This window comes from Streptomyces sp. NPDC042346 (assembly GCF_055581845.1).
Window position 1 is genome coordinate 95,300 of sequence record NZ_JBVJEH010000002.1, and the last position, 15,214, is coordinate 110,513.

A 15,214-nucleotide genomic window follows, 5' to 3' on the forward strand; every position below is an offset into this window, starting at 1 on the left:
GGCCGCTCACTGCCGCTTCCGCTCCCTGCGCTGTGCTCGTGCGCCACGGGCCCCTCAGGACCGCCACGCCTCGATCGGATTGCCCAGCCAGCGGGAGTCGGCGGGGACGGATTCCCCGGCCATCACGAGAGAGGCGGGTCCCAGTGTGCTCCGGGCCCCCACCGTGCTCCCGGGCAGGACGATTCCGCCCGGGCCCAGGGTGGCGCCCTCGCGGAGGACCACAGTATCCGTCCTCAAGATCCGGTCGTGGAAGAGGTGCGTCTGCAACACACAGCCGCGGTTCACGGTGACGGCGTCGCCGAGGGTCACCAGGTCCGTCTCGGGCAGCCAGTAGCTCTCGCACCACACGCCCCGGCCGATCCGGGCTCCGAGGCCGCGCAGCCACAGGGCGAGGAGCGGGGTGCCGGGCACCGATCCGGCCAGCCAGGGCACGGCCAGGACCTCGACGAACGTGTCGGCCAGCTCGTTGCGCCACACGAAGCCGCTCCACAGCGGGTGCTCCCCCGTCCGGTGCCGGCCCACGAGGAGCCACTTCGCGGTGACGGAGACCACGGCGGCGGTCGCCCCGGCGGCGAGGAGGACCGCTCCGGACAGCAGGGCCGTCCCCACGGTACCGAGCCCGTCCGTCGTGGCCAGGGCGCACAGCGCGGCCACGGTCAGGACGGCGAGCGCGGCCGAGCAGAAGACGGGGACCAGCCGGCACAGCTCCACCAGGCCCCGGGCCCACAGCAGGCGGGCGGGCGGGTCGTAGGTGCGGCTCTGGTCCGCGTCGGCGGCGGACCGCGGCAGCTTGACCGGCGGCAGGCCCAGGTACGAGCTGCCCTTCTTGGCCTTCTTCGGGGTGGCGGACAGCACGCCGACCAGCCCGTCGTCGGGGACGCTGCGGCCCGGCGCGGTCATTCCGGAGTTGCCGAGGAACGCCCGGCGGCCGATCTCGGAGTGTCCGATGCGGACCCAGCCGCCGCCCAGTTCGTACGGGGCGGTCAGGGTGTCGTCGGCGAGGAACGCGCCTTCGCCCACGGTCGTCAGGCTCGGGAGTGCGAGCACCGTGGACACCTCGGCGCCGCGGCCGATCCTCATGCCGAGCAGCCGGAGCCATACGGGGGTGATCAACCCGGCGTACAGCGGGAACAGGGTCTCCCGGGAGAGGTCCATCAGCTGCGTGACGGTCCATGCCTGCCAGCCGACGCGGCTGTGCGTCGGGTGGGTCCCGGTGCGCAGCCCCAGGCTGAGCAGTCGTACGGAGACGAGCAGCAGCAGCGCGTACGCGAAGCCGAAGGCGAGCGCTGCCGGCACCACGGCCGTCAGTGCGCCGCGCAGGGCCTCGGGGAGTCCGGCGTCGGCGGGGACGAACAGGCCGACGACGAGCAGCGCCGGCAGCGCGGCGAGCACGGGCAGAGCCGTCAGGCAGAGGCCGGCCGCTCCGTACAGGGCGCGCCAGTGGGCGGCGCGCGGCGGGCGGTCCTCGGGCCAGTTGCGCTTGGCCTTGCCGAGCTTCACGGCGGGTGCTCCGGCCCAGCGCTGGCCGGTCGGGACCTGGCCGGTGACGGCGGAGCCGGGGGCCACCTCGGCCCGCTTGCCGACCCGTGCGCCCGGGAAGAGGAGGCTGCGGGTGCCGACGACCGCGCCCGCGCCGACCTTGATGGGGCCGATCACGAGCCGGTCGCCGTCCAGCCAGTGCCCGGAGAGGTCCACCTCGGACTCCACGGCGCAGCCGCGGCCGAGCTTGAGCATGCCGGTCACGGGAGGCAGCGAGTGCAGGTCGACCTCGGGGCCGATCTTGGCTCCGAGGGCTCGTGCGTAGCGTTCCAGCCAGGAACCGGTGAGGGAGGTCGCTCCGACGTGGTCGGCCAGCCGCTCGGCCGTCCACAGCCGCAGATGGACGCTTCCGCCGCGCGGGTAGCGCCCCGGCTTGACCCCGCGCAGCAGGAGGCGAGCACCGCCGGCCGCGAGCGCCAGTCGGCCCGGCGGGCTGTAGAGCAGGACCGCGCCGGCGGCCACGAGCCACCACGAGGCGGTGGGCGCCCACGGGAAGGGGCCGAACCGGTGCAGGACGTTGCCCAGGGCGAGGAGCGCCACCGTCCAGCGCAGGCCGACCAGGGTGAACAGCGGGAGCAGGAGCAGCGACTGCGTCACCTGGGACCTGAGCGGGACGGGGGCGACGGTCCGGGCCGCGCCGTCGTCCTGGACGGACTTCTCCAGGCGCCGGGCGAGCTTGCGCAGGATGGGCTGCTGGTAGATGTCGACCACGGCCGCGCTCGGGTAGCGGGTGCGCAGCCGGGTGGTGAGCTGGGCGGCGGCGAGGCTGTTGCCGCCGATCGCGAAGAAGTCGTCGGCGGCGCCGGTGACGGCCACTCCGAGGGTCTCGCTCCACTGCTCGGCGAGCCAGGCCTCGGTGCCGTAGAGCTGCTCGACGGAGCCGGTGGGTTCCGTTTCGGGCAGCGGCCAGGGCAGTGCGTCGCGGTCCACCTTGCCGGAGGTACGGGTCGGCAGGTCGTCGACCGGCGCGAGGAGCGGCACGAGGGCGGCAGGCAGTTCGGCGCGCAGCCGCTCGACCGCGGCCGTGTGGTCCCAGCCCTCCTGGGTGACGAGGTAACCGACGAGGAGCTGGTTGCCGCTGCGCGCGGTGCGGACGGCGGCGGCCGCGCCGGCGACGCCGGGCAGGGCCTGGAGCGCGGCGTCCACCTCGCCGAGTTCGATGCGCCGGCCGCCGAGCTTGATCTGCTCGTCGCCGCGGCCGAGGAAGACGAGCCCCTCCGGTTCCGCGCGGACGAGGTCGCCGCTGCGGTAGGCGCGCTGCCAGCCGAGGGAGGCGAGCGGGGCGTACTTCTCGGCGTCCTTCCCGGGGTCGAGGTAGCGGGCCAGGCCGACGCCGCCGATCACGAGCTGGCCGCTGCCGCCCATGGGCACCGGTTCGCCCGACTCGTCGACGACGGCCAGTTCCCAGCCGTTCAGCGGGAGACCGATGCGAATCGGTTCCTCACCGGTCAGGAGCGAGGCGCAGGCGACGACGGTGGCCTCGGTGGGGCCGTACGTGTTCCACACCTCGCGGCCCTCGGTGACCAGTCGCTGGGTCAGTTCGGGCGGGCAGGCCTCGCCGCCGAAGATCAGCAGCCGTACTTCGCCGAGGTCCTCGGGCTCCCAGAGCGCGGCCAGGGTCGGCACGGTGGAGACCACGGTGATCTCCTGTTCCACCAGCCAGGGGCCGAGGTCGGCGCCGCTGCGGACCTGGGAGCGCGGGACGGGCACGAGGCAGGCGCCGTAGCGCCAGGCCAGCCACATCTCCTCACAGGAGGCGTCGAACGCGACCGACAGGCCGGCCATGACCCGGTCGCCGGGTCCGAGCGGTTCCTCCGCGAGGAAGAGCGCGGCTTCGGCGTCGACGAAGGCGGCGGCGCTGCGGTGGGTGACGGCGACGCCCTTGGGCTTGCCGGTGGAGCCGGAGGTGAAGATGATCCACGCGTCGTGCTCGGGTCCGGGGCGGGCGGCGGGGGCGTGCCCGGGTTCCGGGGCGCGGGTGGCCTCGACGGACTGTCCGGCGCCGAGCACCGCGCGCACGCCGGCCTCGCCGAAGACCAGTTCGGCCCGCTCGTCGGGGTCCTCGGCGTCGACCGGCACGTAGGCGGCTCCTGCGGCGAGCACGGCGAGGATGGCCACGTACAGCTCGTTGGTCCCGGAGGGCACGCGTACGCCGACCCGGTCGCCGAGCCCGACCCCGGCCGCGGCGAGGTCGCGGCGCCGGCGCTCGACCTCTGCCGCGAGCGCACGGTAGGTCAGCCGGGTGGTGCCGTCGTCGAGGGCAGGTTCGTCGGGGTACGCCCGGACGGTCGCTTCGAGAATGTCGACGAGCGTACGGGGCGGGGCGGCGGGACCGGCGGAGAACCGGGCCGCCTTGCCGGGCTCTTCGCCCGTGGCCCCGTCCGTCACCTCGCCCATCGCCCCGTCCATCACCCCGTCGTCGAGCAGAGTGAGTTCACCGCGCTCAGGTGTGGCTGACATCGGCCCTCGCGTCTCGATCCCGGAACGTCCGGGTCGCCGGTGGAGCCCGGGTCTGCCCAGGTTGTTCCGGTCCAGCGCCAAACAGCCCGTCAGTCTAGTGCGCCGGAACGGATTTCCTTTGTCGAACCGCTTGCGCGCGGCTGAGGAGAGGCGGTATTGCGGCGGCTCTCCCGCTCTCCGTGGGACGCCAGGGCGGTACGTCCGGTGGGGGGTGAGAGACCCAGGTCACATCCGGTCCTGTCACAGGGCGCCGGGCCGCCTCGTCTCAGGGGGTGACAGCACGTTCCACCACACCAACCGGAGCACACCATGGACGCGCGACTGAACCTCTTCGCCAGCTCGGTCACCGGCAAGGCCTTCAAGCACCTCATGGCGGCGGGCAGGGTCGTCAAGGACTCGCCGCTCCCGGTCGCCACGCAGGAACTCGTGTCGCTGCGCGTGAGCCAGATCAACAGCTGCGCCGTCTGCATCGACATGCACACCAAGGAAGCCACCCTCGCCGGTGAGACCCCGGTGCGGCTGAACCTGGTGGCGGCGTGGCGGGAGGCCACCGTCTTCAGCGAGGCCGAGCGCGCGGCGCTGGAGCTGGCGGAGCAGGGAACCCGTACCGCGGACGCGGCCGGCGGAGTGGACGACGAGGTGTGGGCGCGGGCCGCCCGGCACTTCGACGAGGAGCAGCTCAACGCCCTGGTGCTGCTGATCGCCTTCATGAACCTGGCGAACCGGCTGAACGTCATCACCCGCCAGCCCGCCGGCGACTACGAGCCCGGCCAGTTCCACTGAACCGACCGCCGGCAGCGGGGGGTTACCCTGACCTGCCGGCGATCCGGATGATCATGGGAAGAGGCCCGCGTCGACGAAGTACGGCCGGGTCGAAGGACGTTACGGGGAGAGGAAACGGCGTGAGCAAGGTCGAGGAGTTCGAGGAGCTGCGGCCACTGCTGTTCTCGATCGCCTACCGGATTCTCGGCAGTGTGAGCGAGGCCGAGGACGCGGTCCAGGAGTCGTGGCTGCGATTCGACGGCTCGGCCACCCGGCCCACGTCGACGAAGGCCTTCCTGTCCGCCACGGTGACGCGGATCTCCATCGACGTGCTGCGCTCGGCGCGCGTGCGGCGGGAGGCGTACGTCGGGCCGTGGTTTCCCGAGCCGCTGCTGAACGACCCGTACGAGGACCCGGCGCGGGCGGCGGAGCTCGCCGACTCGGTGTCGATGGCGGCCCTGCTCCTGCTCGAACGGCTCGGCCCGCGGGAGCGGGCCGTGTTCCTCCTGCGCGAGGTCTTCGGCTTCGCCTTCGAGGACATCGCCGCGGCCGTGGATCGCTCCGAGGCTGCGTGCCGGCAACTGCTCGTACGGGCACGGCGGCACATGGACGCCGGGCGACCCCGGTTCGCCGCGGACCGTCACGAACGGCAGGAGCTGGCCACCCGGTTCTTCGACGCGCTGAAGGACGGCGACGTCGACGGACTGCAGCGACTGCTCGCCGCCGACGTGCAGCTCCTCGGCGACAGCGGCGGCAAGACCCCGCAGCTCGCCAAGGCCGTCGCCGGCACGCAGAACGTGGCCCGGCTCCTGGCCTCCGTCTTCCCCCTGCTGCTGCGCATCGGCGTCACGCTCACGCCCCACGAGGTCAACGGCCAGCCCGGTGCCGTCTTCCGCGACCGCGAGGGGAAGGTCCTCCACACCATGGTCCTCGACGTCCTCGACGGGCAGGTGCAGGCCATCCGGGCCGTGGCCAACCCCGACAAGCTCGCCCACCTCGGGCCCGTCGCCGACGCCTGGGCCGTCAACGACGAGGTCAAGCGAGCCCGTCGACGCCGCTCGTCCTGACGCCGGCCCGTCGGCGCGGCGAGGGCGGTTACTTGGCGAGCTTGCCGTCGGCCGTCACGGCGAACCACGTGCCGCCCACGCCCTGACCGTTGGTGTCGCCGGGCGTCTTGTCACCGGTGAACCAGTACAGCGGCCAGCAGTCGATCGTCAGCTGCTTCGTGCCGTCCGCGCGGGTGTAGGGGATCAGCTTCTTCGGGTCGATGCCCTCGACCTTGGCGACGTCGACCAGCTTGGCCGGCCGCCACTTCTCCAGGCACGCGCCTGCGCAGTTCGACTTCATGGGCCAGGCGGTGTCCTTGGTGAAGCGGTACAGGGTCCGGCCCTTCCCGTCCCTGATGATCTTGCCGAGCTTGTCGTTCTCCGTCAGTGAGAGGGCGGGAAGCGCCGTTTCGCCCGGGGCAGCCGTACCCGGGGCAGCCGTGCCGGGCTCCCCCGCGCCCGCCTTCTTGCCGTCCGGGGTGACCGCGAACCAGGTACCGCCCACGCCCTGGCCGTTGGTCTGGCCCGGGGCGATGTCCTTCGCGAAGCGGTAGACCGGCCAGCCCGCGATCGTCAGCTGCTCCACGCCGTCGGCCCGCTTGAGCGAGGCGACGCGTGACGCGTCCACACCACCGGGCCGCGTGCTGCCTGCGGGGACCGGGGGCCAGGTCGTGGCGCAGTCGCCGGCGCAGGCGGAGGTGGAAGGACTGGCGGTGTCGTTGTCGAACCGGTAGAGGGTGAAGCCCTTCGCGTCGACGACCACGGAGCCGAGCTCGGCATCGTCGCGGACCGCCAGCGGCCCCGACGCCGTCGGGCCGGAACCCTCGGGAGCACCGTTGCCGTACGAGTCACCTCCACCGGCGGTCGCGGCCGGCGGGGCGACCGTGGCGGCGCCGGCTCCCGCGCCCGTCTCCTGCGTTCCGCAGGCCGTCACCCCGAACAGCAGCGCGGCCCCGGCCGTGGCGACGGTGAGCTTACGCATGTTCATCATGACAACTCCTCTTATCTCGTACTTCGTTGTGCTGTGTCGGCACCGGAAACACGTGGCCCGTCCGGGCCCGGTTCAACGGATTCGAAAAAGTTCTCCGGGCATGCGAACGCCGGCCGGGCCCAGGGCCCGGCCGGCGCTCTCAGGTGGTGCGGCCGGTGTTCTACACGGGTACGGAGACGAACCTCTTGCCCGCCTCGTTCTCGACCACGACGGCGGCGACGTCGGCGGGGGCGACCGCCGCCGAGCCGTCGAGCGCGGCGCCCTTGCCCTCCCCTTCGCGGGCTCCGGCGCCCACGACCCAGCTGCCGGCCGCCGTCCGGCTGCCGTCGCGGCCCACCACGATCAGCGTGCAGCGCTCCCCCTTCGGCAGACCGGTGACCGCCGCGTGCACCCGGACCCAGCCGGCCGCCGGTGTCACCCGTACCGTCATCCGGGCGCCGGTCGCGGCGTCCGCCGCCGACGCGACCCGGGTGCCCGGCGGCGGTGTCGCGGGTGGTGCCGTGACCGTCGGCGGGGGCGACGGGGGCAGCGCGACGGGTGCGCCGGTGCCGGGCAGCGCCGTGCCGGCCCAGAACACGCCGGCGAGCACGGCCGCCGCCGCCAGACCCGTCAAGGCCTGGCGGCGGCGCCGTACGCCCGCGCGCTCGGTGCGCATCTGCCGCAGTGTCCGCTGGAGCAGCAGATCGCCCCCTTCAGGGGGCCCGTCCACGAAGGCCTCCGGTGGCACCTCGCCCAGCGCCGTCTCCATCTCGCGGAGCGCGTCCACCTCCTCACGGCAGGCCTCGCACTCCGCCGCGTGAGCCTCCACGCGCCGGGCGTCGGCGTCGTCGAGGACGCCGAGCACGTACGGGCCGAGCAGGACCTCCTCCTCATGGCGCTGCCGGTTCATGCGACCACCTCCTTGAGTCCGGCGGGCTGCTGCGGCACGCTCGTCCGGCTTCCTTCTCTGAACGTCTCGCGCAAGGCCTTGAGCGCGTAGTGCGAACGGGATTTCACCGTGCCCGCGGGAATGCCCAGGGTGTCGGCCGCCTCCGCGACGCTCCGCTCGCGGTAGTACAGCTCGGTCAGCACGTCCCGGTGCTCGGGCGTCAGCCGGTCCAGTGCGCCGAGCACGGTCATCGCGTCGACGACGGAATCGGCGTGGTCCTCCTCCACCGGGGGCGTCGCGGGCGACTCCGCGACCTCGGCGGGCCGCGCGGCCTTCGCCCGGTAGCGGTCGGTGATGATGTTGCGGGCCACGGTCAGCAGCCAGCCGCGTACCGAGCCCTTGCCGTTGACCAGGGCATCAGCATGCCGCCACGCGCGGATGAGGGTTTCCTGCACCACGTCCTCGGCGGTGGCCCGGTCGCCCGTCAGCCGCGTCGCGTAGGCGAGCAACGCGCCCCCGTGTTCCTCGTACACCGATCTGATCAACACCTCGTCGCCCGAGCCGCGCCCGCCCCGCGGCCACAGTGGTCCGGCCATCACACCCACTCCGTCTCTCCGTTGCCTGCGTCGTGCCCAACACGCAGACTCCGGACCCCCGGTTCACGTGACCTGCGTCACACCTAAAGACGGCAGTGGCGGCCCGCGTTGAGGCAGTCGGTGACCGCCTCCATCCGGTCGTCCGTCATCACGTTGACGAACATCGCGTGGTCGGTCTTCGGGCTGTGCCGCTGTTCGGGGAAGGAGTCCAGGGCGATCGGCACACCCGGACCGGGTGCGTCGTAGGCCAGCCGGATCGTCAGCTCGGGGACCGTGAAGGTGTCCTGCGGGCACACCCCGTTCGCCGCCCGGAAGACCAGGTGGGTGCGTTCGGGTCCTGCGGTGTCCAGGCCGTTCCAGCAGCTGGGGAAGGTCAGGGTACGGGTCAGCCGGTCACCCGCCGGGCAGCGCGGATAGCGGGTCGTGAACCGGTCGGGGTGGCTCGCGCAGCCCCAGCGCGCCCGCACGTTCGCGTCGCTGCTGGCGGTCAGCGCCACGGCGTCGCCCGTGACCGCGCGCAGGAAGCGCGGCATCGGGACGACCTTGCCGACCGGGTTGCCGCCGAACTCCAGGCGTACCTCGGCCGGTTGGAGGATCTCACCCGCGTTGCCGTGCCCGGCCGCCTTCTCGTACGCGTGCCGGGCCGGCCGGTCCATACGGCGCAGCACCGGCCAGTAGTACGTGGAGCGATCGCCGCCGCGGCAGGTGGTGGGCGCGGCTGCAAGGCTCGCGTCGGTGGAGCGGGCGTCGGTGGACAGGTTGCCCACGTAGGCGTGGGTGTGGTGGGCGCCGCCTCGCAGGCCCGGCGAGATCACCAGGTTGTCCTGGTTGTAGTGCTCCTCCTCGTTGCGGCCGCAGTCGATCACGGCCGTGCCGGTCGAGGCGTCCGGCCCCGGAAGCGACGGCTCGCCCCGGGCGGGCGGTACATCGCGGATGTCGACGAAGTCCCCCGGCGCCGCCGTGGCGGAGGCGCTCCCGTGCGGCGCCCCGTCGTCGGACGCACCGAGGAGGGCCACGGTCAGGGCACCCCCCACGACCAGGCAGACCAGCACGGCGAACCAGCGACGTTCTCTCCCCATGCCCGCCACCGTCGCCGCCGCACACCGCCGGCGTCAACTGCGGGCCTTGGCCGGCCCGGACGCCCGGGCCGGGATCAGGGGCGGGCTCAGGGCAGGTCAAGAGCCGCCGCCACGGGGGTGACAGCGGCTCCTCAGTGGCCTTGCACGGGTCGGTCAGGGGCAGCTGACGCGGGCGTCGCCCGGGTCGGTGGTGCAGGTGTCGGTGCCGTAGCCGCCGTTGGCGGTGTCGTTGGCGAGGACGCCGTCGGTGGTCGTGAGGCGGTCGTTGCCGTACGAGCCCGTCAGGGTGTCGTTGCCGGGGCCGCCGTTCATCGTGTCGTCGCCGAAGGCGCCGTCGAGGTTGTCGTTGCCGTAGCCGCCGTGGACGGTGTCGTTGCCGTAGCTCGCGCGGACCGTGTCGTTGCCGCCGAGGCCGCAGATCACGTCGTTGGCGTAGCCGCCGTTCAGGGTGTCCGCGCCGGTGGTGCCGATGATCGTGCAGCCGCGCGCGTTGTTCACCGACGTGTTGGTGGTCGCCGTGTTGTCGGAGCCGACGGGGTCCGTCGGGGTGGCCGTGACGGTCGCCGTCTGCGTGAGGGTGCCGGTGGAGCGGGGCTCCGCCGTGATCGTGAAGGTCGTGCTCGCGCCCGGGGCGAGCGAGCCGAGGGCGCAGGTCGCCCTGGTCGTGGTCGACGTGCAGGTGCCCTGTGCGGGGGTCGCGGAGGTGAGGGTCACGCCGGCGCCGGCGAGGGTGTCCGTCAGGGTGACGCCGGTCGCGGTGGCGGTGGACGTCGCCCGGTTGGCGACCGTCACCGTGTACGAGACGCGGTCGCCGATGCTCAGGGAGGGCGTGGCGCTCGTCGTCACCGACAGGTCCGCGTGCGGCGGCGGGGGCGGGGTGGTGTCGCCTCCCTGGTAGCGGGCGAGTGCGAAGGCGAAGCCCGCCCCGTATCCGGCCGCGACGATCTTGCCGTCGGGCTGGACGAGTACCGCGCGGGCTTCGTCGAAGTCCCCGAACCCGGTGACGACGAAGCCGTCGCCGCCGAAGCCGGTGTCCACGGTGCCGTTGGGGTGGAAGCGGGCCAGGCCGAAGTCGTTGGCCTCGGCGCTGTCGGGGTCGTCGGCGCGGCCGGCGAGGACGATCTTGCCGTTCTGCTGCAGGGCCATCGCGTACGCGATCCCGCCGTCCCCGGGGAAGGCCACCGAGGTGCGGCCGCCGGTGCCGAAGCCCGCGTCGGGGCTGCCGTCGGCGAGGTAGCGCAGGAGCGCGAAGCCGGCACCGCCGGACCCCGCGGCGAGGATCCTGCCGTCGGGCTGCACCGCGACCGCGTTGCCGAACTCGGTGCCGCCGAAGTCCGCGCGGACCATGCCGTCGCCGCTGAAGCCGGTGTCGAGGGTGCCGTCGGGCAGGTAGCGGACCACGCCGATGTCGAAGGCGGTGCTGCCCACGTAGCCGACCGACACGATCCGGCCGTCCGGCTGGAGGGTCATGCTCCGGGCGATGCCGCCGGCGTCCTGAGGGGAGGAAGGGGTGAAGCCGGCGACGACCGCGCCGTCACCGCCCAGACTCGGGTCCAGGTTCCCTTCCGTGTCGAGGCGGACCAGGGCGAACCCGCCACCGCCGCCCTTGCCCGCGGCGACGATCCGGCCGTCGCTCTGGACAGCCACGTCCGCGCCGTCGGCGGAGCCGCCGAACTCCTCGACCCGTACGAGGCCGGCGTCCCCGAAGTCCGGGTCCAGGCTGCCGTCGGGCAGGTAGCGGGCCACGGAGAAGAAGCAGCAGCCTCCGCCCTCCTCCGCGATCACCTCGGTGGTTCCCGCCACGACGATCTTCCCGTCGGCGGGCTGGATGGCGACCGCGTTCGCCGCGTGGGCGCCGCCGCCGAAGTCGCTGGTCACCAGGCCGCCGGTGCCGAAGGCCGGATCGAGGCCACCGGCCGGCAGGTAGCGGGCGAGCGCGAACCCGCCCTCGCTCAGCCCCGCCACGACCAGTTTTCCGTCCGGCTGCCGCGCGATGTCGCGGCCTTCCGCGTATCCCGGGAAGGCCGTGGTCACCCGGCCGTCCGGACCGAACGTCGGATCCAGGTCCCCGGGTGCGGCCAGCGCCGCACCCGGCAGCGCGAGCACGAGCGCCGCGGTGAGGACGGCCGAGGCCCCGGCCCTCCCCCACGGCCTTCGGCGCCACCGCGCGGGTCTCGGATGTGTAGGGGTCATGGGTGTACGGCCTCCGTCGTCGAGAGGGTGCGGACAGCTGCGGCGCACAGCTTCGTGACCGAAACCCGCCCGTGGGACGCGGGCATCGCCGTACTGCGCCCACTGGCCCTCTCGAACCACCCCGGCGAGGGAGCGCGCGCGGGGCCGCCGACCGCCCGCCAGTGGGGCGACCCCGCGCCGGCACGGACCCCCTCACCCGCGCCGGCATCCGGGCTCGCGCCGGGTCAGACGGTGCCGCAGGTCGGGTCGGCGAGCGCGCTCACCGTGTACGGGGGCAGGCCCGGCGGATGGTCGAGCTGGCTGTTGACCACGTACAGGCGGCAGCCGTGGCGTGCGAGCGTGGTCGGCACGTCGAAGGGGCCGTCCGTGAGGCGGTGCGTCACCGTGCCCGTCCGCAGCTCCTCGTCCAGCCGGGCGATGTACACGCCGTGCGGTGCGCCGTAGTTGAGCACGGCGTACAGGGTCCGGCCGCGCAGCACCATGCCGTCGGGGCCGAAGGACTCCTCCCCCAGGTCGAGCCGGCTGACGTTCCTGTCGGCCGTACCGATCCGCCAGACGGCCTCGGTGCCGTTGGACGCGACCAGCAGGGTGGTGCCCGAGGCGTTCGCCACGATGCCGTTCAGCAGCCAGTACCGCGCCGGGAACTGCGGGAACGCGGAGCGGATGTCGAGCCAGGGTTCGAGCGGGCCGAGGACGCCGCCCCGGAACTCCGCCCGGAGAACGACCGGGTTGGCCCAGTCGGTCACGTACACCGCGTCCCTCGTCACGGCCAGGTCGTTGAGGTCGGGTGCGCCGAGCGGTCCGTCGGGGGCCGTTCGCGTGGCCAGCAGTCGCCCGTGACGGTCGTGGACGGTCAGCGTCGCGCCGCCCACCGACAGGACATGGCCGCGCCGGTCGGTGTGCACGCCCAGGGTGCTGGAGCGGCCCTCCAGTCCGCGTGCCGGGAAGGGCTTCAGGTCGGCGCGGTCCACGCGCCCCCGGTAGAGGGCGCCCGTGCCGTCCGAGGACACGTACATGGTCCCGTCCGGGGTGATGGCGATGCCCTCCGGGAGGACGCCGGGGGCGCGGGAGACGACGTAGGAGGCGGGGAGGTCCCGGGCGGCGGCCGGGCCCGGCGTACCCGCCAGGGCCGCCAGGAGCGTCGCGGCGGCGGTGAGGCAGAGAGCGGAACGGGACGGGGGACGGAAGGGGGTTCGGGTGGCTCTGCGGGGTGTTCGGCGTGCGGGGGTGCGGCGCATCGGTACGGCCTCCTGCGAGGAGTCGACGACGTGGACACCGGGAGCGTGCGGCCACATCGGCGGTGACGCATCGCCTTTCACCCCTGGGTAAAAGGGTCCGTCGCGCCGATAATCAACTCGTATGATCCGCCTTCATTTCACGGCCGACGATCTCCGCCGGATCACGCTCGCCCCGGCGGTCAACGCCCTGTCCGAGACCGCCCTGAGTCTGCGGTTCAGTCTGCGCCAGGGCCCGGGACCGGGATCGGGACCGGCCTCGGGACCGGCCTCGGGACCGAGTTCGGGATCGGGTTCGGGGAGCCGTCGACACGGGCGGTTGGAGCGGCCGCGTCCCGCCGCCCGGCAGTGGCACCGGTCCCTCCGCGGGACCGCGGGCGCCCGGGCCGGAGTCCTGGCCGAACTCGTCACCGACGAGGGATTCCTCCCCGACTTCCTGCTCCAGCCGACCCTGAACGACTTCACCGACGCGCTGGAGGCGGCCGCCTCGACACCGGCCGAACAGCTCGCCCTCGACCTCGGGATCCTCCCGGCCGCAGGCGGGAAGGGGCGCCTGACCCGCCCCGGGCCGTGGGCCCGTGACCTCGCCCACGGATCGCCGAACGCGACGCGCGCCCTGGTCGCCGACACCCGCCGCTACTTCCACACCTCCGTCCAACCGCTCTGGCCCCGGATCAGCCGCGACGCCCTGACCGACCGCGCGCTCCGTGCCGAGATGCTCCTGCGCGGAGGCGTCGACGCCCTGCTCACCACGCTCGCGACGACCTGGAGATGGCAGCCCCCGACGCTCCACCTTCCGTCCGCCTCGGCGTACGACATCCCGCTGTGCGGTCGCGGGCTCCTCCTCGTTCCCTCCTGGTTCGCGACCGGCCCGCTGGTGATGTACCGCCCCGGGGCGGCGACCGTCCTGGTCTATCCCCTGCACGACGACGGCACGGCCGAGGCGGCCCCGGACGGAGCCGACGGGCGGCCGGAGGCGCTCGCCGCGCTCCTCGGCCGGACCCGCGCGCAGGTGCTCGCGCTCCTCCGCACGCCCGCCACGACCACCGCCCTGGCCGAACGCGCCGCCGTCTCCCTTCCGGCGGCCAGTCAGCACACGCGCGTCCTGCGCGAGGCCGGCCTCGTCGCCACCACCAGGACCGGCGTCGCCGTCCTCCACTCCCTCACGCCTCTCGGGCACACGCTCCTCGCCGGTGGCTGATCGGCGGCGCGCCTTCGTGCGCGGCTCACGGGGAGCGTCGACCGCGAGGGATCTCCAGGTGTGTCAGGAGCGCTGAGCCCGGGCGGAGGTCCTGCCAGGTGCCGTGCCAGGTCAGGACGGCCGTCGCCGAGGTCGGGAACTTGGTCCGTACGCGGTCCAGCGCGTCCCCGGCTCCGTGGGCGGCGAGCAGCAGGACCAGGTCTTCGAGGCCCGGGTTGTGTCCGACCAGCAGGACGGTTCCGGCCTCGTCGGGTACGGCGTGGAGGACGTCGAGGAGCTCTTCCGCGTCAGCCCCGTACAGGCGCGGGTCGTGGCGGGGCGGCGGCGGACCGTCCAGTTCCGCTGCGGCCAGTTCCCAGGTGTCGCGGGTGCGCCGGGCCGGGGAGCACAGGACGAGGTCGGGTTGTTCCCCGGTCTCCGCGAGGAAGCGGCCGGCCGCCGGGGCGTCGCGCAGACCGCGTGGGCCGAGGGGCCGGTCCCGGTCGGGGACGCCTTCCGGCCAAGCGCTCTTGGCGTGTCGCAGGACGACCAGTCGGCGCGCTCGGGCGGTTGCGGATCCGCCGCGCTCGGGTGGGGTGTCGGTGGAGGGTGGCACGTCTCCGAGCGTAGGGGGTCCGGTCGGCCGAGGGCCATCGACGCTACGGGTACGTGCGGACGTCGTCGTGGTAGTCGCGGGCCCTCTCCCGTACGAGCTCGGGCAGGCTGTCCGCCGCCAGGTCCGCGAGGGTCGTGCTCTCCAGGACCTGGCGCAGGCTCGTCCGTACGGCGCGCCACACGTCCGGCATGGGTGCGGCCGCGCCCTGGTACTCCAGGCCCGTCAGTTTCAGGTCGCGCACGCTGACGAGCGGTCCGTCCATGGCGCGGATGACGTCGGCGAGGGTGATCTCGGCGGGCGGCCTGGTGAGGGCGTAACCGCCGTCGGGACCGCGCGCGCTTCGGGCCAGTCTCGCCTGTCGCAGATCGCCGAGGACGACGAAGAGAAAGCGGACGGGGATGTCCTGGCGACCGGCGATGTCCTCGGCCTTCAGGGGGCGGTCCGGGGAGCCGGCCAGCTCCGCCATGGCCCGGATGGCGTAGTCCGTTCGTGCTGAGATCCTCACGGACTCAATGTCTCACGAGTGGCGGGCTTCTGACCTGGGCGGCTTGTGTCGGGATCGTCAACGGGCGTGGCCGGGCGGTGTTGTTGTCCGGAAGCGGCGTTGCCACTGCACTTTGTTCATCGACATAGTGAACATTCGTCGTGC

12 protein-coding genes are annotated in these 15,214 nt (G+C 73.5%); 3 read left to right on the forward strand and 9 right to left on the reverse strand.

The window, feature by feature from the left end; translation table 11 throughout:
- Nucleotides 1-54 precede the first annotated feature (54 nt).
- Nucleotides 55-3,948: a Pls/PosA family non-ribosomal peptide synthetase gene (locus ACZ6K0_RS09085; protein WP_469234361.1), complete on the reverse strand. Its 3,894-nt coding sequence runs from the start codon at nucleotides 3,946-3,948 to the stop codon at nucleotides 55-57.
- A gap of 360 nt (nucleotides 3,949-4,308) precedes the next feature.
- Between ACZ6K0_RS09085 and ACZ6K0_RS09090 the strand changes: the two genes are divergently transcribed.
- A complete protein-coding gene (locus ACZ6K0_RS09090) occupies nucleotides 4,309-4,782 on the forward strand; it encodes a carboxymuconolactone decarboxylase family protein (RefSeq protein ID WP_376413591.1) in 474 nt (157 codons plus the stop codon).
- A gap of 119 nt (nucleotides 4,783-4,901) precedes the next feature.
- On the forward strand, nucleotides 4,902-5,828 hold the full coding sequence (locus ACZ6K0_RS09095) for an RNA polymerase sigma-70 factor (protein WP_376413593.1): 927 nt from the start codon (nucleotides 4,902-4,904) through the stop codon (nucleotides 5,826-5,828).
- Nucleotides 5,829-5,856: 28 nt separating this feature from the next.
- Here the strand turns inward: ACZ6K0_RS09095 and ACZ6K0_RS09100 are convergent, their stop codons facing one another.
- The 6 genes from ACZ6K0_RS09100 to ACZ6K0_RS09125 all read right to left on the reverse strand — a co-directional run bounded on the left by ACZ6K0_RS09100 (nucleotide 5,857) and on the right by ACZ6K0_RS09125 (nucleotide 12,772).
- Nucleotides 5,857-6,798 (reverse strand): SCO0930 family lipoprotein, encoded by a 942-nt coding sequence (locus ACZ6K0_RS09100; protein WP_469234203.1) that lies wholly within the window; start codon nucleotides 6,796-6,798, stop codon nucleotides 5,857-5,859.
- Nucleotides 6,799-6,958: 160 nt separating this feature from the next.
- On the reverse strand, nucleotides 6,959-7,687 hold the full coding sequence (locus ACZ6K0_RS09105) for a zf-HC2 domain-containing protein (RefSeq protein ID WP_469234201.1): 729 nt from the start codon (nucleotides 7,685-7,687) through the stop codon (nucleotides 6,959-6,961).
- Complete coding sequence (locus ACZ6K0_RS09110) at nucleotides 7,684-8,262, reverse strand: sigma-70 family RNA polymerase sigma factor (protein WP_376406271.1); 579 nt, start codon at nucleotides 8,260-8,262, stop codon at nucleotides 7,684-7,686. The genes ACZ6K0_RS09105 and ACZ6K0_RS09110 overlap by 4 nt, the downstream gene beginning before the upstream one ends.
- 83 nt (nucleotides 8,263-8,345) lie before the next feature.
- Nucleotides 8,346-9,341, reverse strand: a complete 996-nt coding sequence (locus ACZ6K0_RS09115) for a DUF1996 domain-containing protein (protein WP_469234199.1) — start codon at nucleotides 9,339-9,341, stop codon at nucleotides 8,346-8,348.
- Nucleotides 9,342-9,494: 153 nt separating this feature from the next.
- The gene (locus ACZ6K0_RS09120) at nucleotides 9,495-11,534 is read right to left on the reverse strand and encodes a calcium-binding protein (protein WP_469234197.1); all 2,040 of its coding nucleotides are present in this window, start codon (nucleotides 11,532-11,534) and stop codon (nucleotides 9,495-9,497) included.
- A gap of 224 nt (nucleotides 11,535-11,758) precedes the next feature.
- The gene (locus tag ACZ6K0_RS09125; protein ID WP_469575590.1) at nucleotides 11,759-12,772 is read right to left on the reverse strand and encodes an SMP-30/gluconolactonase/LRE family protein; all 1,014 of its coding nucleotides are present in this window, start codon (nucleotides 12,770-12,772) and stop codon (nucleotides 11,759-11,761) included.
- 121 nt (nucleotides 12,773-12,893) lie between these two features.
- Between ACZ6K0_RS09125 and ACZ6K0_RS09130 the strand changes: the two genes are divergently transcribed.
- Nucleotides 12,894-13,970, forward strand: coding sequence for an ArsR/SmtB family transcription factor (locus ACZ6K0_RS09130; RefSeq protein WP_469234193.1), 1,077 nt, complete (start codon nucleotides 12,894-12,896; stop codon nucleotides 13,968-13,970).
- Nucleotides 13,971-13,995: 25 nt separating this feature from the next.
- Here the strand turns inward: ACZ6K0_RS09130 and ACZ6K0_RS09135 are convergent, their stop codons facing one another.
- Together ACZ6K0_RS09135 and ACZ6K0_RS09140 are read right to left on the reverse strand one after the other, a co-directional pair.
- On the reverse strand, nucleotides 13,996-14,565 hold the full coding sequence (locus tag ACZ6K0_RS09135; protein WP_469234191.1) for a SixA phosphatase family protein: 570 nt from the start codon (nucleotides 14,563-14,565) through the stop codon (nucleotides 13,996-13,998).
- 43 nt (nucleotides 14,566-14,608) lie between these two features.
- Nucleotides 14,609-15,070, reverse strand: a complete 462-nt coding sequence (locus ACZ6K0_RS09140; protein WP_469234190.1) for an RrF2 family transcriptional regulator — start codon at nucleotides 15,068-15,070, stop codon at nucleotides 14,609-14,611.
- Nucleotides 15,071-15,214 lie beyond the last annotated feature (144 nt).

Coding starts and splice junctions, on each gene's coding strand:
- ACZ6K0_RS09125 (WP_469575590.1), bottom strand. CDS start 12,772: ATGCGCCGCACCCCCGCACGCCGAACACCCCGCAGAGCCACCCGAACC.
- ACZ6K0_RS09090 (WP_376413591.1), top strand. CDS start 4,309: ATGGACGCGCGACTGAACCTCTTCGCCAGCTCGGTCACCGGCAAGGCC.
- ACZ6K0_RS09085 (WP_469234361.1), bottom strand. CDS start 3,948: ATGGACGGGGCGATGGGCGAGGTGACGGACGGGGCCACGGGCGAAGAG.
- ACZ6K0_RS09120 (WP_469234197.1), bottom strand. CDS start 11,534: ATGACCCCTACACATCCGAGACCCGCGCGGTGGCGCCGAAGGCCGTGG.
- ACZ6K0_RS09105 (WP_469234201.1), bottom strand. CDS start 7,687: ATGAACCGGCAGCGCCATGAGGAGGAGGTCCTGCTCGGCCCGTACGTG.
- ACZ6K0_RS09130 (WP_469234193.1), top strand. CDS start 12,894: ATGATCCGCCTTCATTTCACGGCCGACGATCTCCGCCGGATCACGCTC.
- ACZ6K0_RS09110 (WP_376406271.1), bottom strand. CDS start 8,262: ATGGCCGGACCACTGTGGCCGCGGGGCGGGCGCGGCTCGGGCGACGAG.
- ACZ6K0_RS09100 (WP_469234203.1), bottom strand. CDS start 6,798: ATGATGAACATGCGTAAGCTCACCGTCGCCACGGCCGGGGCCGCGCTG.
- ACZ6K0_RS09115 (WP_469234199.1), bottom strand. CDS start 9,341: ATGGGGAGAGAACGTCGCTGGTTCGCCGTGCTGGTCTGCCTGGTCGTG.